This window comes from Paenibacillus plantarum (genome assembly GCF_013141695.1).
GTDB classification, from domain to species: domain Bacteria; phylum Bacillota; class Bacilli; order Paenibacillales; family NBRC-103111; genus Paenibacillus_E; species Paenibacillus_E plantarum.
On the sequence record NZ_WHNY01000091.1, the window covers coordinates 1 to 22,410 of the forward strand.

A 22,410-nucleotide genomic window follows, 5' to 3' on the forward strand; every position below is an offset into this window, starting at 1 on the left:
TTTATTTCTTCCCAAGAAACTTGTATAACGCTTCAGCCGTTTCCATACGTAAAGCTGTGGATGTAGGAGAGAAGCGCTCATTCGAGATGCCTGAAAGAATGCTCAGCTCGATCGCCTTATTCACATCTTCTAATGCCCATGCGGAAATTTCGCCTTGATCTGTATAGTCATCAAGTTTACGATTGATTGACGTATAGTTGCCATTCCTATACTCATAAGCTCTGACTAATAAGATCGCCATCTGCTCACGAGTCATCTCCGCATTCGGATCGAATGTTTGTTCAGTGACTCCCGAGACCAAACCGGCTCGACTTGCTGCAACAACATCTTGGGCATACCAGGCATCTGACTGCACATCTTCGAATTCCGAAGTCATTGTTGCCTGCGTCTTTAAATGCAAAGCACGAACCAATAAGGCAGTAAATTGTGCTCTCGTCGTTTTCCCATTGGGGTTAAATTCACCCAACGTTACGCCTTCAATGATATGTTTCGCTGACAATACCTGCACAGCTCGTGAAGCCCAATGTGATTCAGGCAGATCATCAAACTTCTTATCATACGCCAGTACAGCGTAAATGCCCGGCTGGTCCGGCGTGAAAGTAGCTGATATAGAGGATAGATCAATTGTACCACCTACATATTCCCATTTCCCGCTCGATTTATCATACCTATACACACCAAGCAGCGCTGGATCCTTACCTATAGGATCAAAAGGCAAAACAATGTCTACTCCGGATTGGAGCTCATTCGCTGACCACGTTTCACCATCCACAGACCGGATGCGTAGTGCAAATTCAATCGCTTGACTTGCTAGATTTATACGAACGGCAGGATCTGCTGCACCTGCCTGCAAAATGGAAGGCTCTAAGATGGGCCGCGCCGTAATATCTAGAATTGTTTGACTACCATCGCCATTTACTCTCTCCTTGAGCGCTTTAACTACTTCAGGCTGAACTGTAATCTGAGCTGTGACGCCATGAACTTGTAGAGGAACATTCGGAATCTGCTTCGTTGGTACGGAGACTGTATCCTTGTCACGTCCCATTTCTACAGTAGCTTTATCATCTTTCACAATGACGTTAACTGGTTTTTCCGTTTGTTCTGGCCCCGTTGGTTTAGAATCTGTTGATTCAGGCTCTGTTGGCTCCGGATCCGTTGTGCCAGATCCCGTTTCTTCTTCAGGTTCAGGTACCACTTGCAAGGAGATATGCTGAGATTTCCCCATCGTATCCAGTACATTTACTTTGAATTTCAAAGTAGGGCTTAGCGTTTGAATCTCGATGCGATTATCCTTGCTAATCACGTGCTGAGCAGGCTTATCTAACTCAATTTCAATGAATCCATTATTCTCCAGCGTTGGATCAGCAACTGAAATCTCATATACACCAGTAATTTTGTTTCCATGCATCATGACGGATGCTTGGCTATTTGACGTTAAACCGTCAACGGAAGTGACTTTATCCTTCCAGAAATTGAAGCCAGTCATGCCCAGCTTGTTTTCACGGACCGCTTGAACGTCCTGTGAATTAGCCAGAACCGTGTAATCCGGAGACGAAGCATACGCTGAGGTTTCGCTCTTGCTCGCATTAGGCAGGATAGCATATTGATAGCTATCATTCGTTGGATTCGATTCATGATCAAACCACATGGTCAAATAATTATTTTTTAACAGTTCCGTAGGTACCGTTGCTTCTGGCGGATTACTCAGGCTGGTATCGGAATAACGGCCTTCTTGTTCCGCACGCATCAGTTTAAGTGATTGTGTACCCGGGAAGACGTAGCCAATATCGGCACCAGCCACATTTCCTTGCAAATGAACCCATTCGGGATGCTCAAGCGTTTCTTCCCCAAAGAATCCATTCTTTAGCTCCCCATTCACATAAAGTTCATTCGTATTATTTCCTATAAGCTTGCGCTGTTCTACGATCGACTCTACGCGCTTATTATCTGTACTTGTAATATCCGAACCTAAGGCAATAATTTCGTTGTCAAAAGTAAACCACGACTTATTCGCTTTCAGCTGTGTGCCATTCTGAATTAAATTCATGCCCGTTACACCATATTTACCTAATACCGCGCCACCCGCCCAAGCGTTCGCAGGAGATGATTCCCCATCGCCATATTGGTACTGGTCTGACGTTCTAGGTCTAACAACGACGGTTGTACCTGGTAAACGATACCAATTAAGCGTTGCCCAATAATTATCCGTGTATTGCGATAAATCATTGTTGTACAGATAGGTCATGCCATCACCGGTATACCAGCCTTTCGCATTTTCACCATTCGTTAATTCGTAAGTTGCGATTCGCTTCGAACTCTTACTTACGCCAAATAGATAGCCATCCCCTACTTGTATGCTGCGAGCCATCGCGTTCATTTCAAAATGTTCTGGGAGTTCAGCTATAGGTTGAATAGCCGGGTTTTCCATCCATTCTTTAATCGTATCCGCCAAATCAAAAGGAAGTTGACTGTATGTCAGCCCTCTAGCCAAAAGAAACTGGAAGTGAAATTTAATGAAGCTTTTTAAATAGGCCGCCCTGTCTTCTGAAGCCGTTTGCGCGATACGGGACATACCGATCAAAATATTTTGGCCTGATCCATAGGCATCTAAGCCTTTCCTAACGATTGCACGTCCACGTGTCATATCCAAGATCTGACCTTTGTACATAACTGGAGCATATCCTTCTTGAATCCAGCGATAAACATGCTCTACCTCAGGAACGACAGGCTGCCAAGTGCTCCCATTCAATAACAGCAACAAATTGCCCATCCCATTAATAAGCACTTCACCATAACTACCTGTATAAGCGATTTTGCTATGCTGAATAAATGAACCATCCTCATAGAAGCCATCGCCCGTTGTCACATAATCAAAAAGAGGCGTCAATCCATCACGCGCATGAATAAGTCGATCATAGTTTTTCTCAACAAGACCCAATCTCGTTTCAATCAACATAATATCTGAACGATTGGCCCCAACCTGTGTAAATGTAGGTAAACTTACATCTCCAATGTAATGATCAATGCTTGCTGTATTTCTGGCAATTTGCTCTGGTGTCAAATCGTTATACATGAGGATGAGAATATCCGCTAAGCGAGTTGGTGTACCGATATCCCAGTTCCACCAATTCCCAAACTCCACCCCTGTGTTCGTGTATAGATGATCTAACATCCAATCCATAGCTTGAAGAATATCTGTCTTTAACGCAGGGTTGTTCGTGAGCTGTGTTCCCTTCGTTGCATATGACTGTGCCATCGCTTTCAATCGTGTATAGTGATCGAGTACGAACGTTGAATCCGAAGCGGAAGGCACTAAATCTGACCATAGTGTCGTACTGGCACCATTCAATTGCAGGCTATCCCAATACAATTGTGCTTTCGCTGCATTGTCATTAATTCTGCTTTTGATCTCACTATTAGTAACGTCTAGAGAGTCTTTCCCAGTTATCGTTTCCTTCCAGCGAATTCTAAGCTTATCGTATTCTTGCGGATCCTTCAGCACGGGAGCCTTAACTTCAATCGTAGCCGATGCTTGCTTACCATTGGACGAAGTTGCTGTGAGGGTTGCCGTGCCTACTTTCAATGCCCTTGCAAGTCCATTCTCATCAACACGAATAATACTTGAATTAGTAGATTGCCATGTCAGCAGCTTATCGGTTGCGTTAGCTGGCACAACGACAGCTTCCAACTGCAAGGTATCATAGTTGGTCATTTGTAATGGCGCATTCGTAAAACTTACACTTGTAAGGGGAATAAAAGGTGTTACGGTTACCGATGTATGGCTTGTAAGCGCATTGTTTAATTCCGATGTAGCTGTAATCGTTGCATGGCCTTCACCAATTCCGGTTACGATTCCATTCGTATCTACGGTTGCAATATTCGTATCAGATGATTGCCAAATCAGCTTTTTATTCGTCGCGTTATCAGGTTGGAAAGTAACCTGTAGCGGAAGGCTTTTCCCTTCAACCAAGGAAGCTTGGTTAGGTAAGGAAATGTTGGTCAATAGGACTGGTTTGGTGACGGTTATCGGAATCGTTTTCGTGAATGCGCCTCCATAAGTGCTTACCGTAACGGTCGTGTTGCCCTCCTTTACTGCGCTAACCAAGCCATAAGTGACGGTAGCAACGGTTGGATCGTCCACATGCCATAAGAAACGTTGATCAGATGCATCTGCGGGTAGGGTAGTTGCCGTGATGGCGGAGCTGGTTGTCTCTGCTAATTCAAGTGCATCAAGCGAGGTTGTTAGACCTGACACGGGTACATAATCCGAGAGTTTTAAATCGTCCACATACCACTCACCGAGAACTCCACTTTTAAAATATTGATACAAATAGATATGTCTGATATTCAACCATGCCGCTGGAAGGGAGGCTTCACCTAGAAGTTGATCATTAGCAAAGTAACTAATTTTTCTGGAAGCGTTATCAATAAATAGTTTCAAACGGTACCACGTATTGGCTTCATAGTTGGCCAACGCTAGATTATTCGCATCCCTTATTTTCCCTGTGTTATCAAACGAAATGACAGAGACATTCGTCGTTGCCGAGGCAGGAACGGGCGCATTTAAACTTCTGAATTGAATATCCCTGCGATGCTGGGTACTATTCATATAGACGGAAGCTTCGAACACAAGATTACCCGAAATCCCGGTATTTCCTGCTACGGATCCGCCTAAGTTGTTTCTTCCCGTATTGATGTTTGTTGCATTGGAAACCATCTTGAGACTGTAATCCGTACGTAATGGAGCTTGTGTCATCATGACATAATCTGTATTAGCAGCAGAATTATAAGTCCCCCAGGCGCCTCCAATCGTGCCATTGTACGTTGTTCCATTGTATATCTTCGTGTCTTTCGCAGTTGTACTTTCATCATAATTCACACTAACATGCACGGTAGCAGCAGCCATAGACCTTGGCAACCCACCGCCCCCTGGGAACCCAATTGAGAAACATATCGCAACAACCATGACACTAGCTAACCATTTCTTGAATGATAGAACCATACATGACCTCCAGGATCGATGAATTTAGTAACTCTTTGATCAAAAAAGAAGAACGTACATTATATAAACTGTGCGCCCTTCTAGTTGTCTTCGCCTATTACTTCGTCTTCCGTTCGTACCAGTAACCTGGGATTCCGCGTTCCATACGCATCAAGGCTTCCAAATAGTAATAATCGCCCCAAATCATATAGTCGTCCAAGCCGTTATTACCTCTTACATGATAGGAACCGTGCTTCAGCAAGCCTTCCGCTTCTTCGCCAATGGTTGCATACTGGTTCACAAGGGAATTCATGGTTTGATTCAGTCCCTGCTGGATCCAGCTGCGATCCGCATCTTCTTCCGGAATAAGGTCTAGCAGTTCCAGCATTCCGCAAGCCGTGATGGCCGATGCCGAGCTGTCGCGACTCGTATTCGCCTCAATCGGCACGTTGAAATCCCAATAAGCAACATGATCTTCTGGTAAATGTTCAAGGAAATATGTTAACAACCGTTTAGCCGTTTGCAAGAAAGCAGGATCTTTCGTATATCGGTACGAAAGTGCGAATCCGTAGATCCCCCACGCCTGACCGCGCGTCCAAGTCGAGCCATCCGTATAGCCTTGATGGGTGCCTCCACCCAGTGGATCTCCGGTTTCCTTATTAAAATAAAACGTATGATACGAAGAATCATCGCCCCGTACCAGATATCTTCTGGACAGCTCCGCCTGTTTGTAGGCGATTTCGGCATATTTCGGTTGCCCCGTCACTTCGGATGCCCAGTATAGCAACGGCAAATTCAGTAAGCAATCAATAATGATGCGTCCGCCATTTTTCTCATCGTTTTCCGAACCCCATGCTTGCAAAAATCCTCCTTGCTCACGCCATCTACCTAACAAATGATCCGCCGCTTGCAGAGCCAGATCACGAGCACTCTCGTCCTTCTCCACGATCCATCCAGCTAATGCCGATAGTCCGTACAAGAAGCCGATATCGTGATGCTCTAAGCATATTTTCGCTTCCAGCCGCTGTTTAAAATCTGCAATATGCTGCTTCGCTTGATCTTGGAAGAATGTATCTTGACTGTACTCATAGCTCAGCCAAGTAAGACCTGTATGAAACCCTTCAATCCAATCTTCATTCGCAGACCAGGCATACCGCTTTTCATTGGTAATATGCGGAAAAGTGCCTGGATGCTGCTCCAAGTTCCGGCGAATTTTGCCGATTGCATCTTCAATTGCTTCACGCCACATCCCTGTCATCCTCTCTGTTTGTCCGTTTCCTCTTCGTTATGTCAACCCTCATGTCAGTTCAAACTTATCATTCGTACGATCTAACCAGCTTCGCAGTTCTTCCTCTAGTGACATCAGAAGCTCCGTCTGTGGCCGCTCGCTAAATACAACAGGATTGAGTTGATAAGGGTCCATTTCATGTTCATAAAATAAACGCTGCACTTCTGCGCCAGGGGCATACCCTTTATGCACGACATAGGTGTACTTGTTTGTGCGGATTCCCCGCCAGCCAAATCTCCGATTGTCTAGGCCCGCGGAAGCGAAGAGTTCAATCGCATCCTTCCTTCCGGGGAAGGCACAGATGAAGGCAGAAGAAATGTCAGAATGGCTCGTTCCAAGCAGATCACCGGACAGATCGAGTCCTTCAACTGACGCAGGCACCGGTACCCCAGCAAGACCGAGTAACGTAGGCATAATATCCACACTGTTAAAAAGCATATCCGTGCTGCCCTGCCCAATCGTGCCTCTCCAGCTCATCAAACAAGGGATCGCAATGGATTCCTCATGCCAGGAATGCTTGGCCATCAGGCCGTGCGAGCCCATAAGTTCACCATGATCCGACGAGAGCACGATCAGCGTGTTCTCGGCAAGTCCAAGATCTTGAATTTCCCTGTAAATTCGGCCGAACTGCTCATCCATCCCAGACACTGCTGCGAAGTAGTCACGTGTATACCGCATTAAGGCCTCATCGCCGCTCTCAAAAGGCTCGCCTGTATGCGCTGCAAGCTGCTGTGAGCTCACATTCGGACGCAAGCTCAATTCCCGTCCACGATAGAGCTCCTTGTAGCGTTCAGGTACAAGCTCAAATGGACTATGCGGCGGATTCCATGAGACAAATAATGCAAACGGCTCTACGTTTTTTCCCATGCCTTTGGCCCGAATAAAATCCAGCGCCACATCGGTCTCATGCTCCAATGACCATTGGTCGACTTGAATCATCTCCGGCGTGTCTTTCCAATAATGTGGCTTCAAATGATGATCATACGCACCGTATGAATACCAGAAATCAAAGCCGTGTCGTTTGGGACCTGGCGGTGTATACGCATCCCACTCACGCGCACCAGATTCAGGCTCTGGACACCCATTCTGCTCAGGTAAATCCAAATGCCATTTACCGATATAACCCGTTTGATACCCCGCAGCCTTCAGCGCATCTCCGACACCTACCTCATCGGGACTCAGCATGACGTCCGCACCGATTTTACAGTTCGTATAGACACCCGTCGATTGCGGATACTTGCCAGTCATGAGCGCTGCCCTGTGCGGCGAGCATAATGGCGTACAAGAGAGCGCATGGTTAAATACCAGACTCTCCTGTGCGAACTTGTCGATATTCGGTGTGATTACCGGATCTTCGCCAGTAAAACCAACCGCTTGCTTTCGCCATTGATCTGCAAAAATATAAATGATATTAGGCTTCATGTAGGGCTCACCCTTTAACCGCGCCTGCGGAAATCCCTTCGACGAAATGGTCTTGGGCCAAAAAGTAAATCAGAATGGTTGGAATAATGGCGCAAACCGCTGCTGCCATCAAGGGCCCATACTCTGTCGCATGCTCCGATTGGAAATGCTGCATGCCGAGCTGGAGCGTAAATAAGCTATCTGAATTCAAGTAGATTAAAGGACCGAGGAAATCGTTCCACGCATGCATGAACGTAAAAATCGTTAAGCTGGCAATCGCCGGTCGAATCAAGGGTAGAATGACCCGCGAATAAATGCCGAACTCGCTTAGTCCGTCAATTCTGGCCGCTTCTGAGAGTTCCTCCGGAATAGCCATGAAGAACTGTCTGAACAAGAACACACCGAATGGACTAAAAGCTCCTAATAGAATCAACGCCCAATGCGAATCAATGAGTCCGATTTTCTTCATTAACATGAATTGAGGAATCATCATGACCTGATATGGCACCATCATCGTGGCCACATATAAGAAGAACAATTTATCCCGTTCAGGAAATTTCACTTTAGCAAACGCATACGCGGCTGTGGAACATGTGATAATTTGCAGCAACGTGGTAAGCACGGCTATTTTGATCGTATTCAAGTAATAAGTAAAGAAAGGAAGTTCCGTCCATACCTTGCTATAATTCGACCAGTAAAAGTGGCTCGGTATCCACTGAATCGGGAAGCTGAATATTTCTGCCTCCGACTTCACGGATGCGGAAAGCATCCAAAGGAAAGGAACAACCATGGACAAGGCAACAGCGATAACAACGAGATATAACACTGTTTTTCTCACTACTGCGCCAAGCTGTGGACGCTTCGACAGCCTCATGGTTAACTGACTTGATTCTAATTGCATACTCATGCTGGCTTCTCCTTTCTCTCTAAAGCAATCCGCTCGTTAGGAATAGTTCACCCAACGTTTTTGTCCTCTAAATTGAATCAACGTAATAATGAGAATAATCGTGAATAACACGTAAGCCATCGCCGAGGCATAGCCGTATTCAAAGCGTTGGAAGGCCGTGTAGTAAATGTCGTAAACCAGCATGTGCGTTGAACGACCTGGTCCTCCTTTGGTCAAGACGAACACAAGATCGAACACTTTGAATGAATTGATAATGCCCATAATCACCGTGAAGAAAATAACAGGCGACAGCATCGGCACGGTAATTTTGCGGAATTGTGCAACTTTGCCCGCACCATCGATTTCAGCTGCTTCATACAGATCCTTAGGAATTCCCTGCAAGCCTGCCAAGTAAAGTACCATGTAGTAACCGATGGAATGCCAGATACTTACGATAATCACGGAGACAAGTGCCCATTGTGTTGAAGCCAGCCACATAGGCGGATTATCGATCCCAATGCTTCTGAGTATCCCGTTAATAGGACCCATGGTCGGGTTATAAAGCAGCTGCCACACGACGGCTACAGCAATCGTTGCTGTAATGTGCGGCAGGAAAATCGCCGTTCGGAATATTTTAACGCCTCTCAATCCTTTATTGAGGGCGACTGCTGCCAAAATTGCAAGGAACAATGTCACCGGTACAGATACAGCTGTCATGATTAAACTATTGAACAGTGAGATACGAAACGTTTCGTCACGCCATAAATGCGTATAATTCGATATGCCAGCCCATTTAATTTCCCCAAACCCATTCCATTCGGTAAAACTCATAAGGAAGGAAGCACACACCGGCAAGCAAATGAAAATTAAAAATCCAAGTATATTGGGAAGCAAAAATGTATACCCTGTCAACCGATTACGTCGTAATGCTTTGCTTTTAACTTTCATAGTACTTCACCCCTATTGAAGCAATCGAGCTCCACCTTCATTTGGCGAAGCCCGACTGTTTCTGTTCTATGACTTATTTCTTGCCTGCTTTGTAATCCTTGGCATACTTATCTGCCCATTCAGAAGCAACACGCTGACCGATCTTTTGAATAGCTTGATCAACGGTTTGAGCGCCCGTTAATGCCATTTCACCCTCTTGCTTGTAGACGTTACCCACCAAGATGTTTTTCACACCAGGAAGCAGCGGATATTCCGGATATTCCTTCTGTTCAACGAAGTAATGGATGTTTTTAGGCTTCAAGCTGCCGTCGCCAATATAGGTCTTGCGAATTTCATCATTGATAAAGCCTGTTAGGAAGCCTTTTGCTGCAAATTGCTTTGCACCCTTTACTCCGGTCATGAATTGAACCACTTTAAACGCTTCTTCTTTGTGCTTAGAGTTTTTATTCACCATCAAGGATACTGGCGTGGCCAAGCTTGTATTGGCAGCAACGCCATCCGGATGCGGAACCGGAACAACGTCCCAATCAAAGCTGATTTTCTTCTCAGCTTCTGCTTGTCTGAGCTGCGCCACATGCCAATCGCCGATCAGATTCATTGCTACATTGCCCTTCTGGAATGCGGAATTATAATGAGCAGATGTTGTAATTTGCTCTGCCCAGCTCATGATGGAGCCGTCTTTTTCCATATCCATCCGGAATTGAAGACCTTTCTTGAACGCCGATAAGTCTTTATCGATGATCGAAGCACCCGTTTGAACGCCTTGCATGTACCACGTTTGTGCCCATGGATGTAAAAATGCGCCATAAATTTTGTTAGCGCCCTCACCTTTCGTCATTTTCTTCGCCAATTCACGGAATTCATTCCATGTCATATCTGCTTTCGGATAGGCGACGCCTGCTTGGTCGAATAACGTTTTGTTATAGAACAACATCCAGTTGGATTTACGGTAAGGAAGTCCGAATACCTTATCGTTTACTTTTAACGAATCGTAGAGCGGACCATAGCCAGAAACGTCAATACCTGCTTTCTTTACATAATCGTCTAACGGTTCTAAAATTCCTGTGTCCAAGAAAACATCCATGTTACCGCCGAACACATCGATATCCTCCCCGGTGGAGAGCTGCATGCGAAGCTTTTCGTAATACTGCGCTTGTGGAATCGTTTCGAATTGCACTTGAATATTCGGATTCTCTTTGCTAAAGTCGGCATAAGCCGTTTTAAACGTTTCCAAATCATCCGTAAGTACAGTTGCTTTCAAATTGACTTGTGCCGCTTTGGCATCTGGGGAAGTTGTATTTTTATCTCCCGCCGTTGTCCCTGCGGAGCCGCATCCTGCCAACAATCCCATCAACAATGTGCCAGTCACACCAAGCTTCAAACTTTTTTTCATTGGACACTCACCCTTTTTTTGATATGATTTGTTTGCGTTTTCTTAATTTGAATTATACGTAGATGCCAAGGAGTCTGACAGGTGAATGTTTTATTCCCCCCTTTGGCTGCTGAGAAGGAAGTGATCCGATGCTATTCGTTACCTTAGTCCTGCTTATTTTCACCATTTTATTCACATACAAAAAGCTGAACCATGCGTCAACCCGCTTCATGTACGGCATTATTATCGGTTGGGTACTTTCATTCGTATCGTTCACGTTATACCTTAGTAAATTTAATTACTACTTCAATGTCATTCACAGTTTCTTTGATTTCAGCCCTGGCACATGGAATTACTTGGTTCTGACCAAATTTAACCCCAATTGGCTCATTCGCATGCTGAACGTCGGCGTAGGACTGTTCTACTGCTCGCTGCTTGGCTTTGCCATCGCCTTCACCCGCAGTCTTAGCCTTTCAAAGCAGCGGTTCGTTTATGGCGGCATCTCTCTCTTTTTTATCATCGAGACGGCTTATTATGATCCCGCTTTTCACATTGTACTCAGCCATTGGATCAACAGCCTGCTGGTCTTGAACACGATCGAAAATGTCTTAATGAGCCTTCGTTACCTCATACTTTTTGTTGCTTTTGGTGTGCTCATCAACTATTATTTGAATTATCCGAAAATTAGGTTTATCAAAAACTTAACATTGTATCATGTTCTACTCTTTATTCCGCTCGTTGTGATCCATTTATTTATTTTCTCATGGGCCCCGAAAGTATTGGTCAAGGAAACGTATTTGAAAGGATATTTCAACTATCTGCAGCCACCCCTTGGCTATCAGTCGATCTTACTACCTGTATTTCCTTTTGCCATTTATTTAACACTAATCTTGATGATTTACCTGGTGTACAAATTTAACTCGATTGAGAATTACCGCAAAAACCGCGATATTCAAATCAATAAAAGCATCGACACGGCTACGCTCGGAACGCGTGCTTTTACACATGCCCTCAAAAATCATCTGATCGGCATACAGTCCGAAGCAACCTATCTGAAAGAACGCCATCAGGCGGACAGCGAATCCGTATATAGTCTTGACTTGATTTTACAATCGTCGCAGTCGGCACTCACCAGTATTAACGAAGCCGCAGATAAGTTGAAAAATATGAACCTGAATCTCCAGCCGATGTCCATCGATCTTCCGGTTGGGCAGGCTATTGCTCGGTTAAGCGAACAAGCTATTGGTTGCCAAATCGACTATGTGCCTGACACATTGCCCGCTACTAGCTATATTGACTCCAGCCATTTGACTGAAGCTATCTATAATCTGCTCCTCAATGCCAGCGAATCCCTGCAGTTCCGGGATGATGGCCGCATTGTAGTCGAACGGAGTCAGCAGAACGGCTGGGCGCTTATCCGGATTGCCGATAATGGCCCTGGCGTTCCCGAGGAGCATTTGGAGGCGATTTTTGATCCTTTTTTTACTACGAAAGCATCGGTAAACAACTGGGGGATCGGCTTGTCCTACTGTCATAAAATCATCCTTGGCCACGATGGCAAGATTGTCGTAGAAAGCAAGAAAGACGTTGGAACGACCTTTACGGTGTTCCTGCCGATTATCTAAAGAATTAGACAGCTGACGAAAGGGGAGGACTGCACAATGACACAACAACCTATCCGTATTCTCATCGCCGATGACATGGAAGCCCACCTCAGAAGGCTGGAAAGGACATTCGCCAAACATGCTGATTTTGCCTGTGTGGCGCGTGCTTCATCGGGACATGATGCCGTCATTCAAGCAGCACTGCATCAACCAGATGTGATTCTCATGGATATCGAGATGGAATCCCAGTTTGCAGGTATTCAAGCGGCGAAATTAATTAACGAAAAATACCCTCGGATGAAAATTATCGTACTCACCGTTCACAAGGATGAGAACTTTATTTTCGCGGCCTTCCAGACGGGCATCACCGACTATTTGCTCAAAAATGCTGCTGATGTCGAGATCATGGAAGCCGTGCGCTCCGCCTTCGTGAATGCTTCGCCTATCCGCCCGATGATCGCCGAGAAGATACGCGAAGAATTTGTTCGTGTGAAGCGAGTTGAGAGCTCCCTGCTGAATGTTATTCATATCATTTCGGAGCTTACACCCAGTGAATTGCAGGTGCTAAGGCTGTTATGCGAAGGCAAGAAGCGAAAGCAAATTGCCGAAGAACGCTGCGTCGAGTATGAAACGATCAAGAAGCAGATCAATTCCATTCTGAAGAAATTCCAAATGCCCGATTCGACGATGGTTATCCAAACGATTAACGATTTGCGCATTTTCGAGGTCATGAAGAAGCTTTAGGGGTACCCGCGCGCCTACTGAAGCGTGATATCTCTTCAAATCTCCGGACCTTGCCGAAGATACGGAACGTGGTTCCCTTTCACAGCACTTTAGTCCTCGCAAGCGCGAATCGAGTAAGATGGGACGGCTAGTCCCTTACCGCGCTTACCCATCCAGCACAATGTTGGGTAACAACTTACTTGATGGGCCGACTTATGGCGTTCCTTCCAAAGTTGGCTTAACCAAACCCTCCTTTATTACACCTGACTGTAAATTCTTGCGTTTGAGTAGCAGCAATTTCTTGTCATGTACCTTATGGAAATTTCCATCATAAGTCGGTCGTTCTCCCGATATTAGGTTTTAATCTAAAAAAGAACCCAGCCAATGAGGCTGGGTCCACAGTTTAAATGATTACTAGAAACTTCGCCTTAGCCCAATGCCCCATAAATTGCTGCGCGCAATCGGGGATGTATGTAGGGCTCCAGGCTCGGAATCATCTGCTGCATGTACACGACTGACAGTTCTTCCTTCGGATCAATCAACAAGTACGACCCAGCAAGGCCCGCCCAGCCGAATTCACCAATGGATCCGTTGATGCCACCGGCTGCAGGATCGTTCATGACACGGACGCCTAAACCATACCCGTACCCCCGCAACTGCTGCCAGTTATAATCCTTAAGCTGCTGCGGACTTAAATGATTAGTCGCCATCAATTGAATCGTCTTCGGACTAAGAATCCGCACCCCTTCAAGCTCCCCGCCTTTCGCAAGCAGCTGAGCAAACCGGCTGTAATCTCCAATCGTCGAAAGCAGGCCAGCTCCGCCGCTTTCATTACGGCATCCGGCTTGATAACGTGAGTCCATCCTTGTCGTCGGCGTAAGCGTGCCGTCTTCTGCACGATCGTAGATGGCGCAGAGACGATCCCGCTTGTCCTCCGATATTCGGAATAATGTGTCTGTCATCCCTAGCGGATCAAAAATTTCCTTCTGCAGAAACTCTCCGAGTGTTTGTCCAGACAGAACTTCGATCAATGCGGCTAAGACATCGTGGCTCGAACCATACTTCCAGCGTGTGCCAGGATCGAAATCCAGCGGAACGGACGCCAATGCTTTGGACAAAGACCGCATATCCTCTGTCGCATTCTCGTTCTCCATGATGATGCGGGTTTTCCGTTCGGTTTCCGTACCGTCTCCACCGTAGGTAAGTCCTGAGGTCATCGTGAATAGATCCTTGATTAGGATCGGACCCGCCGCAGGAGAGATAGACTTGGTGCCATATTCGTTATCACGGTGCACCTGCTCATTTTTGAACTCTGTCAGGTATTCCTCCAATGGATCGTTAAGCAGATAAAGCCCTTTCTCATACAGCATCAGTGCCGCTACGCAAGTGATGACCTTCGTCATCGAATAGATCCGGTAGATCGAGTCTGGCGTAATCGCTTTCTTATTCTCCAAATCCGCATAACCTAAGGTTTCGTTGTAGATGACTTCTCCTCGCTGCACAACGGTACAGGCGCAGCCCACCGGTCCCTTTTCCATAATACTTTTAAGAAGTGGCGTCAATCGTTCTTCAAGTCGTTTACTTGTGTTCATTTTTGCTATTCCCTCCTAGGAACGTTTTTCCACCAAAATCAACTTACTTCGACCACAACAAAATCTCCTCAGCTGTTAATGCTTTATTACCATCGCTATATACTTTCGATAATTGCCATATTTTTTATTCTAGCTTTTTTTGGTTATGACTACAATTCTAAGTTGAGGCTAGTGTATTAGATAGTTGTACTAACTGGAAAAAATACAGCTATTTACGAGAAATTTCCTCATAAATTCGATTTAACTGGAAAATATGTAGGTAAAACTACCTCTTTTGTTCATATCGGGTGAAATGGTTACGATTAACTGCAGGTTTTCCATCTATTGTGCTTTTACTCGGAAAATCCCATTATTTAACTGGAGAAAATCCATCTATTCATCTGGCGCACAGGGGAATTACGAAATTTTCATCCAATTAAATCATAATTCAGCCCTCCATACTTCTACTTCTACTTCTACTTCTACTTCTACTTCTACTTCTACTTCTCCTAATCTCATTCACTACATTTCCTTTTCCAACTTCTACAACTACGCCCTCTTCTCTTCCCCACTCTCCTTACTACCAGCATGTCATACATACTCACACACAATTACAGAAGGGTTAAGCTTCGCTTCCCCAAACCCATGACGGTATTCGCCCTGGCACATCAAAAAAAAAGAAAGGTCCGCCTCATGGGAGGAACCCTTCTATTTCACACGCATGTCTCACGCAACCGATTAGCCATCCATAGACACGTCGTCCACAAATCACTCACTGGCTCATTCGGAAAGGGATTGTCGGCATATAGCCTGGCGGACCAAACTAATGTGGACTTGAGGGCGCTGCAATCCCCTTATTTGGAATGGCCCTTCGGTTTCTTACCGCTCCATCTTTCGTCTACCTTCTCGTTCATCGACTGATACCTCGCATCTACACTGATCCGGTATTGATTCGTCGTATTTTCGAGAGAACAGTGCATCAAGAACATACCGAAAATGAGCACATCCCCTGCCTGAAATTCCGTTGTTGCCCATTTACCACCAAATTTCTCCGTTATGAACAACGGATCATCCGTATAGTGATTAACCCCGTCACGATCAGAATCCTTGGAGCCATAGGACGCCTTCAATTTCTCGAAACGATGCGAGCCGAGGCAAATGGCTAGCCCGCCCATCTCATAAGATACGTCTCCCAGCGGGGACCATACCGTATAGACATTCTGGGTTCCTCTCCCCATATAAACAATATCATAGTGCGCCCCTGTAAAATCACCTTTCCCAACGGCTCGCAGCCACTTATAGTGATAGGTTAACGATTTGTCCCCAAGAAACTCATCAAAGAAGCGCATAATATGGTCGCCATTCAAGACGTTCAAGAGAGCAGGCAAATCTTCATTCGTGCCCCCCATGAAAATGGTTTTGCTGCCATCGGCCATCACGCCCTCTTCAAGCTGTGTGTCGCGATCTAGTTTCCCCATCTGAGCCATCTTCTCCAAGATACTCTTACGAGCCTCCAACACTTTGTCCCGATCATGGAATCCGCGAATGAGTAAGTACCCGTCCTCCTCCATTCGCTCACGCAAAGCTCTTATATCATGAAAAATATCATTGGAACTTCTTAGTTCAGTTAAATGCTCTCCATGCAATTCTAATTCGCGGCTGCCTACCTTCACTAACATGTGGATCCACGCTCCTCGTCATTTCTTACTTATAGTCTAAGTATAGGAGGAAAAGATGGTTTGAACCATGGATTTACGTTATTATTTCATGTATAATCGTACAACATCAATCAAATGGAGGTCACGACCATGACTTTTATCAACATCCCCTACGAGTTAGAAAAGAACGACGTTCCTACACCCGTACTTCACTCCATCTGGAAGGTTCATGCCGATAATAGCTATGAAGTATTTCAACGAGAGGGCTTTCAGTTCCCCGGTTTATTTATCACCTATGATGGAAATGGCAGCATACGAATAGCCAATCAGACGTATGAGCTGGAGAAAAACACCTTTTTCTTCGTGGAGAGCGGCATTCCTTCCATGTACAAATGTGTGAATAATGATTGGAAGTTTTATTTTATAGATTTCAGCCAACTGAATATGACCCGAAATCTAAAACTTCCGATAAGGGAAGTTATCTCTACCGGCAAAATGGCAGAAGCCATACAATTATGCGAACGGATGATTGACAGTTTAATTGTTCAACCTCTTGGCCACGCGTATGCTTCCAACATCCTCTTGCAAGAAATTATGTTGCTGTTTACGAGAGAACATTCCGTGGTTGGACTTTCCTATCATACGGAGCTCAATAAGATCCTCATCTACATTCATCGGAATTTGGACAAACAAATTCGAATTGAAGACCTGCTCCAACTTAGCGGATGGTCACGGACGACCTTTTTCACCCGCTTCCGTACGCTGACAGGCCTGTCGCCTACCGATTATCTACTAAAACTAAAGCTAGCGTCTGCGAGAGTTGCTCTCGAAACCACTAGCTTATCGTTGAAAGAAATTGCAGCCAAGCTGCAATTTTATGATGAGTTTCACTTTTCCAAGCTATTTAAGAAAGCATTCGGACAATCTCCCAGCACGTACCGTAAGCTGAGAACAATGCGTACTGAAAACTCATGATGCTTCACAGTCCACTACCCGTTCATCAAACTCTCCCGATACAGCTTCGGGCTGTATCCCGTCGTTTTCTTGAACATTCTGCTGAAATGCTCGACATTCAAATACCCGACCGTTTCAGCAATATCCGTAATTTTACTGCCCTTCTTTTTCATTAACCGTTTCGATTCCTCAATGCGTAAATTGGTTAAGTAGTGGATAAAATTACAACCGACCTCTTTGGTAAATTGCTTGCTTAAATAGCCTTCGCTAACCCCAACCATTTCGCTGATCAACGTGAGATTAACGTCCTCCGTATAATGGAGATCCAGAAATTGCTTGGCTAGTGTGACAACACTGCTATAATTAACCTCTATTGTCATGCCGTGAATGTGTTGGAATAACTGACTGCACAGGCGCTGCAACCAGGTTTTCGTTTCATCTAATGTCTCCAAACTCTTCATATATTCAAAAGGATGCTGGAGTTCTTCGTCGAGGTCATCCCAACGAATCCCTTTGCGATACAGCAGCCCGCCAAGCTCCCAAAGCAAATCCTCAAACGTGGTGTGGACATCTTGCGGTCTCCATCCCCATGTTTGCCCAAGCAGCAGCTCCATCTGCTCAAATTCCTTCGACCATAACTGAGCATTACTTTGCTCTAGCAGCTGTGCAATGCCTGCTCCTGTTGATTTCAACGTAACCTGCAACTTACGGGCATGTTCAATTCCGCTCTCCGTACCGTACTTCCCCAGCTCCATACAGCTTTCAGGATAGAACATTTTATTAAATCCGGCAAAATAACTCATGGAGGCCAAATGGGCTGCTTGCTGATACAACCGGTACCATGCCTTTATGCCGTTTGCTAGATCGCTAATCCCGATCGACACGGACACATTGACATATTGATGGAGTCGCGTTTGAATCATCGAGAAGGCAGCCTGCACTTTTTCTCGAATTATACTTTCACTTCGAAATGCTGCGAACGAACAGAATAGTACATATTCGGACTGGCTTTTCCCATATAAGACATGCTTCATTGACGTGGCGTCCAGAACAGTTTGCACAGACTGCATGATAAACCGCTGCGTCAGACCATCTTTTAAGCTTCTCCCCGTCCTTTCCCCCTCAGATGAGCCTTGCGAAATGGTAATCACGGCAACCAACTGATTCGATTCTTCGAGCCACTCTGTGATACCAGCCCCTGCAGCAGCATAGGCTGATTCATCTTGCTGTGGATTGATGGATATGAGCTGCCGAATGGTTTCACTCTTCCGATCGATCTCTTCATCCATACGTTCAACAATAGACGTTGGCGTCTCCTGCGTTCGAAGCTCATTGAGTGCCTTCAAAACAACAGGAACTAGATGTTCCTCATCCATATCCGACTTTACGATGAAATCAATGGCGCCAAGCACGAAGGCTTCTCTGACATAACTATACTCGCTGTAGGCGCTCAGCATGATGGCGACAGGTCTTCGCTTTTGTACAATTGCCGGATGCGCTCGCAGCAGCTCAATGCCGCCCAGTCTGGGCATCTCAATATCAAGCAGCATCAGATCGATATCGCCATGCTCCTCCAGAATAGCCAGAGCTTCCATACCATCGCCCGCTTCAATAACCACCTGGATGCCCATGCTATCCCAATCGATCATATGTTGAAGCGCTAGACGAACAAGCGGTTCATCGTCGACAATCATCATTTTAAACAACCTGTCCATCCCCCATCTGTGAAGTTGATTCCTTCGTCTTTATCCTTTCACCGCGCCATCCATAAGTCCTTTAAAAATATACCGCTGAAAAACGATATAGAAGATGGCACTCGGCAATAAAACGATAATAATACCTGCACAGAGCATGGACAAGTCTGAGCTGCGTGTACTCACGAATGAAGTTAAGGAAGTAGCCAGCGTCGCCAGTTTCTTGTCAGGCATATATAACTGCTGAACGAAGATATCATTCATGATCGTTACACTTTTTAGAATCGCCAGTGTTGCCGTTGCAGGCAGCAGCAGCGGGAAAATGATCGAGCGGAAGATTCGAACATAAGAAGCACCATCCAGCATAGCACTCTCATCAAGCTGTACCGAAATCTTTTCGAGAAATTGCATGTAAATGTAAATCTGCATAATATCCGTACCAATATAAATAAGAAGCGGTGCCCCGAGCGTATTATAAACGCCGAGTGTATGCAAGAGCTGAAAGCGGGCAATTTCTGTCGTGTAAGCCGGAATAATCATCGCCATCATAAAAAGGAGGAGAATCCACTTTTTCATGCGGAATTGAAAACGATTGAGTACAAACGCGGTCATCGTCCCGAGCAGCATATTGCCAAGCATACTCAACACGACAAGCAGGAACGAGTTACCAAGCCCGCGAATCATGTTGCCTTCTTTCAAAGCACTCACGTAATTGTCGATATGAAGAAAGCTCTTCGGAAGCGAAAACGGCGACGTTTCGGCAAGCTCCAAATTCGTTTTAAATGAACCAAATACAACGAGTAAAATGGGTACGAAAATCAGGATAGCCATAAGCGTAAAAAGCATATAGTACACGATATTAGCAACTACACGCTGTTTGCTCATCGATCCTGTACGGCTTGGCAGCGGCTGCTTTCTCATTGGTTCAAACGATAGTGCACGTTCCATGCTAAGCCTCACTCCTGTCTTTCACGATCCATGCTTGCAACGATGAGAAAATAATTATCATAAGTAAGAGAATAACTGCCATCGCTGAGGCTAGACCGTAATTGTTGTAAGTAAATGCCGTTTGGAGTGAAAAGAGTCCAAATGTGCTGCTTGCACTGCCTGGACCGCCGTTCGTCATAACAAGCGGAATATCATACTGCAGAAGGGCTCCAGATACATTCATGAACAAAATAATTTCGATCACGCGTCGGATGCCTGGGAGCGTTACATACCTCTGCTGCTGCCAAAAATTAGCCCCATCAATTTCTGCCGCTTCATACAGATCTTTCGGAATCGATTGCAGTCCTGCTAGAAACAACACGATATGCACGCCGCTGTAACGCCATAAAGAAACAACGACCAATGAATAATTCACGATCTTCGCATCGCTTAGCCAGCTTTGAATCCATGATTCAAGCCCCATCGCTTTCAAAAGCTCATTCAATGGACCATTGATCGGATTATAAATATAGCTGAACATATAAGCTACCGCGATACCATTGATAATGTAAGGCATTAACACCGAGAAACGGAAAAACGCGCTCCCACGCAGTGCTCTTGTTAAGAGAACAGCCATGATGATTTCAAGCGGGATGGCAATGGCATGTAAAATAAAATACGTGACATTGTTTCGAATGGCATGCCAAGCTTCAGGGAAATCAAACAGCATTTGCTTATAATTGTTCAAGCCAATGTACTTAAAACTTGGGCTATACCCATCCCAACTCGTGAAGCTGTAGCGAAACAACTGCAAAGTCGGATAGATCAGAAACAAAAGCAAAAGCGCAACAGGTACGAATAGAAACGAAACGATGACGACTTTCTGCTGCATGCGATAATTCATATAATCACTCCTGTATACAAGAGAGGGCACTATTCCAATCGCTCAGATAGTACCCTCTATGTAATTACCTATTTGTTCGATTCAACCGCTTTCTTCCACTTGTTGTTCAATTCTTTTTCCAAGGTGTCAATCGGTTTACCAGAGTATATTTCTTGTGCAGCTTTTTTGAAATCAAATTGTGCCGCACCGCTCACTTTGGCAAAGCCTTCATCCGTTGCTGAGTAGATAAATGGTTTAAACGGATACTTTTCTGTCCATTTGTTAAAGAAAGGAAGGTCCGTACTCACACCATTGATCGTCGAGAACTGTTGCGCCGTATTAATGAAGGATTGGTACACATCTTTACTGAACATCCAGTCGAAGAATGCTTTCGCCTCTTCTACATTTTTACTGTTTTTGTTAATCCCGATATTCATATCGGATACGGTCATGGATGTTAGTGGCTCGCTTTCTGTGCTGCGGAAAGGAAGAGGGAATACGCCAAGATCTTCATCCGTTTTTACTTTTGTCGCGTAGTCTCCGTAATACCATTGACCTGCTGCGATCATTGCTGCTTTTTTAGATTCAAATAACTGTGTGGATTGATCAAAGGATATGGATAGGGCATCAGGTCCTGCCAACTTCTTCGTGGACATTTCTTTGATGATCTTCCCAGCTTTATCAAATGTACTGCCCTCACCGAACGGCTCCGGCGTCTTGGCCAAATTCGCTAAGTAGTTCTCATCCCCAGACAGAATGTGAGGGCCGAACTCCATGAATGGATAGAACGTCCAGTCTTCCTTGCCGCCAATTGCGATAGGTGTATATTTACCATTCGTTTTAATTTTCTCCATCGTGGACAAGAACTCAGGCATCGTTTTCGGCACGTCCAAGTTCAACTCTTTGAAGATACTTGGGTGGAAGTAGACAAATTCCGAGAAAGAAACAAGCGGTGCACCTAATATTTTCCCATCAATTTTCGCTGGAAACTTATTATTCTTCGCCCCTGCTAAGTCATCGAGTGGAAGAAGGGATTGTTTGTAAATTTGCATATGCGCAGGTTTGAGGTAGAACAGATCTGGCAAATCATTGGCAGCTAATCGTACCTTCAAGTATTGACCGCCATTATCCGGCACCATCTCAATATCTACGGTCACGTTCGGCTTCAACTTCGTGTATTCCTTCACTTTATCTGTCCAGAACTTCAGGTCGCCTTTGGCATCCCACATCGCAAGCTTCAACTTAACGGGATCCGCTGGTTTTGGCGTCGCTGCCGCCGCTTTGCTTTCGGCTGGTTTGACTGAAGCAGCTGCGGGTGCTGCCGTATCCTTGGAGCATCCTGTTAATGCACTCAGCATAACAAGTCCGCCCACTAGCATCGTGCTTACTAATTTACTTTTCCCCATTCTTGAAACCCCTCCAATGAATGTTGCGTTATTTCGGTTAGTTGTTTAACCTGTCTTTATCATACACGGGATGAAAACGCATCCAAATGATCTTTTCGGCTATGAAGTTGATCT

The 22,410-nt window shown here is 45.3% G+C and carries 15 protein-coding genes; 3 read left to right on the forward strand and 12 right to left on the reverse strand.

The window, feature by feature from the left end:
• Nucleotide 1: 1 nt before the first annotated feature.
• The 6 genes from GC096_RS35875 to GC096_RS35900 form a co-directional block, all read right to left on the reverse strand.
• Nucleotides 2–5,002 carry a polysaccharide lyase family 8 super-sandwich domain-containing protein gene (locus GC096_RS35875; RefSeq protein ID WP_171637642.1) on the reverse strand — a complete coding sequence of 1,667 codons (5,001 nt, stop codon included), beginning with the start codon at nt 5,000–5,002 and terminating at the stop codon, nt 2–4.
• 97 nt (nt 5,003–5,099) lie between these two features.
• Nucleotides 5,100–6,230 (reverse strand): glycoside hydrolase family 88 protein, encoded by a 1,131-nt coding sequence (locus tag GC096_RS35880; RefSeq protein WP_171637645.1) that lies wholly within the window; start codon nt 6,228–6,230, stop codon nt 5,100–5,102.
• 48 nt (nt 6,231–6,278) lie between these two features.
• Nucleotides 6,279–7,691 (reverse strand): sulfatase family protein, encoded by a 1,413-nt coding sequence (locus tag GC096_RS35885; protein ID WP_171637647.1) that lies wholly within the window; start codon nt 7,689–7,691, stop codon nt 6,279–6,281.
• Nucleotides 7,692–7,698: 7 nt separating this feature from the next.
• Entirely contained in the window at nt 7,699–8,577 is an 879-nt protein-coding gene (locus GC096_RS35890) for a carbohydrate ABC transporter permease (protein WP_171637649.1), read from the reverse strand.
• A 36-nt stretch (nt 8,578–8,613) separates the two neighbouring features.
• A complete protein-coding gene (locus tag GC096_RS35895) occupies nt 8,614–9,504 on the reverse strand; it encodes a carbohydrate ABC transporter permease (RefSeq protein WP_171637651.1) in 891 nt (296 codons plus the stop codon).
• A gap of 73 nt (nt 9,505–9,577) precedes the next feature.
• Nucleotides 9,578–10,897, reverse strand: coding sequence for an ABC transporter substrate-binding protein (locus GC096_RS35900; RefSeq protein WP_246303227.1), 1,320 nt, complete (start codon nt 10,895–10,897; stop codon nt 9,578–9,580).
• Nucleotides 10,898–11,025: 128 nt separating this feature from the next.
• On the opposite strand from GC096_RS35900, the gene GC096_RS35905 reads away from it, so the two are divergent.
• Both GC096_RS35905 and GC096_RS35910 read left to right on the forward strand, forming a co-directional pair.
• Nucleotides 11,026–12,501: a sensor histidine kinase gene (locus GC096_RS35905; protein WP_171637653.1), complete on the forward strand. Its 1,476-nt coding sequence runs from the start codon at nt 11,026–11,028 to the stop codon at nt 12,499–12,501.
• Between the two features lie 36 nt (nt 12,502–12,537).
• Nucleotides 12,538–13,224 carry a response regulator transcription factor gene (locus tag GC096_RS35910; RefSeq protein WP_171637655.1) on the forward strand — a complete coding sequence of 229 codons (687 nt, stop codon included), beginning with the start codon at nt 12,538–12,540 and terminating at the stop codon, nt 13,222–13,224.
• 407 nt (nt 13,225–13,631) lie between these two features.
• Here GC096_RS35910 and GC096_RS35915 read toward each other — a convergent pair whose 3' ends face one another.
• Nucleotides 13,632–14,795, reverse strand: a complete 1,164-nt coding sequence (locus GC096_RS35915; RefSeq protein WP_171637656.1) for a serine hydrolase domain-containing protein — start codon at nt 14,793–14,795, stop codon at nt 13,632–13,634.
• Nucleotides 14,796–15,628: 833 nt separating this feature from the next.
• The gene (locus GC096_RS35920) at nt 15,629–16,453 is read right to left on the reverse strand and encodes a phytanoyl-CoA dioxygenase family protein (protein WP_171637658.1); all 825 of its coding nucleotides are present in this window, start codon (nt 16,451–16,453) and stop codon (nt 15,629–15,631) included.
• 129 nt (nt 16,454–16,582) lie between these two features.
• Here GC096_RS35920 and GC096_RS35925 point away from each other — a divergent pair, with 129 nt between their 5' ends.
• Nucleotides 16,583–17,407 (forward strand): AraC family transcriptional regulator, encoded by an 825-nt coding sequence (locus tag GC096_RS35925; RefSeq protein ID WP_171637660.1) that lies wholly within the window; start codon nt 16,583–16,585, stop codon nt 17,405–17,407.
• Between the two features lie 14 nt (nt 17,408–17,421).
• Here the strand turns inward: GC096_RS35925 and GC096_RS35930 are convergent, their stop codons facing one another.
• The 4 genes from GC096_RS35930 to GC096_RS35945 all read right to left on the reverse strand — a co-directional run bounded on the left by GC096_RS35930 (nt 17,422) and on the right by GC096_RS35945 (nt 22,296).
• Nucleotides 17,422–19,083 (reverse strand): helix-turn-helix domain-containing protein, encoded by a 1,662-nt coding sequence (locus tag GC096_RS35930; protein ID WP_246303237.1) that lies wholly within the window; start codon nt 19,081–19,083, stop codon nt 17,422–17,424.
• Nucleotides 19,084–19,131: 48 nt separating this feature from the next.
• Complete coding sequence (locus GC096_RS35935) at nt 19,132–20,028, reverse strand: carbohydrate ABC transporter permease (protein ID WP_246303229.1); 897 nt, start codon at nt 20,026–20,028, stop codon at nt 19,132–19,134.
• A 1-nt stretch (nt 20,029) separates the two neighbouring features.
• On the reverse strand, nt 20,030–20,911 hold the full coding sequence (locus GC096_RS35940; protein ID WP_171637664.1) for a carbohydrate ABC transporter permease: 882 nt from the start codon (nt 20,909–20,911) through the stop codon (nt 20,030–20,032).
• 68 nt (nt 20,912–20,979) lie between these two features.
• A complete protein-coding gene (locus GC096_RS35945; RefSeq protein WP_171637672.1) occupies nt 20,980–22,296 on the reverse strand; it encodes an ABC transporter substrate-binding protein in 1,317 nt (438 codons plus the stop codon).
• Nucleotides 22,297–22,410 lie beyond the last annotated feature (114 nt).

Coding starts and splice junctions, on each gene's coding strand:
- GC096_RS35875 (WP_171637642.1), bottom strand. CDS start 5,002: ATGGTTCTATCATTCAAGAAATGGTTAGCTAGTGTCATGGTTGTTGCG.
- GC096_RS35880 (WP_171637645.1), bottom strand. CDS start 6,230: ATGTGGCGTGAAGCAATTGAAGATGCAATCGGCAAAATTCGCCGGAAC.
- GC096_RS35885 (WP_171637647.1), bottom strand. CDS start 7,691: ATGAAGCCTAATATCATTTATATTTTTGCAGATCAATGGCGAAAGCAA.
- GC096_RS35890 (WP_171637649.1), bottom strand. CDS start 8,577: ATGAGTATGCAATTAGAATCAAGTCAGTTAACCATGAGGCTGTCGAAG.
- GC096_RS35895 (WP_171637651.1), bottom strand. CDS start 9,504: ATGAAAGTTAAAAGCAAAGCATTACGACGTAATCGGTTGACAGGGTAT.
- GC096_RS35900 (WP_246303227.1), bottom strand. CDS start 10,897: ATGAAAAAAAGTTTGAAGCTTGGTGTGACTGGCACATTGTTGATGGGA.
- GC096_RS35905 (WP_171637653.1), top strand. CDS start 11,026: ATGCTATTCGTTACCTTAGTCCTGCTTATTTTCACCATTTTATTCACA.
- GC096_RS35910 (WP_171637655.1), top strand. CDS start 12,538: ATGACACAACAACCTATCCGTATTCTCATCGCCGATGACATGGAAGCC.
- GC096_RS35915 (WP_171637656.1), bottom strand. CDS start 14,795: ATGAACACAAGTAAACGACTTGAAGAACGATTGACGCCACTTCTTAAA.
- GC096_RS35920 (WP_171637658.1), bottom strand. CDS start 16,453: ATGTTAGTGAAGGTAGGCAGCCGCGAATTAGAATTGCATGGAGAGCAT.
- GC096_RS35925 (WP_171637660.1), top strand. CDS start 16,583: ATGACTTTTATCAACATCCCCTACGAGTTAGAAAAGAACGACGTTCCT.
- GC096_RS35930 (WP_246303237.1), bottom strand. CDS start 19,083: ATGATGATTGTCGACGATGAACCGCTTGTTCGTCTAGCGCTTCAACAT.
- GC096_RS35935 (WP_246303229.1), bottom strand. CDS start 20,028: ATGGAACGTGCACTATCGTTTGAACCAATGAGAAAGCAGCCGCTGCCA.
- GC096_RS35940 (WP_171637664.1), bottom strand. CDS start 20,911: ATGAATTATCGCATGCAGCAGAAAGTCGTCATCGTTTCGTTTCTATTC.
- GC096_RS35945 (WP_171637672.1), bottom strand. CDS start 22,296: ATGGGGAAAAGTAAATTAGTAAGCACGATGCTAGTGGGCGGACTTGTT.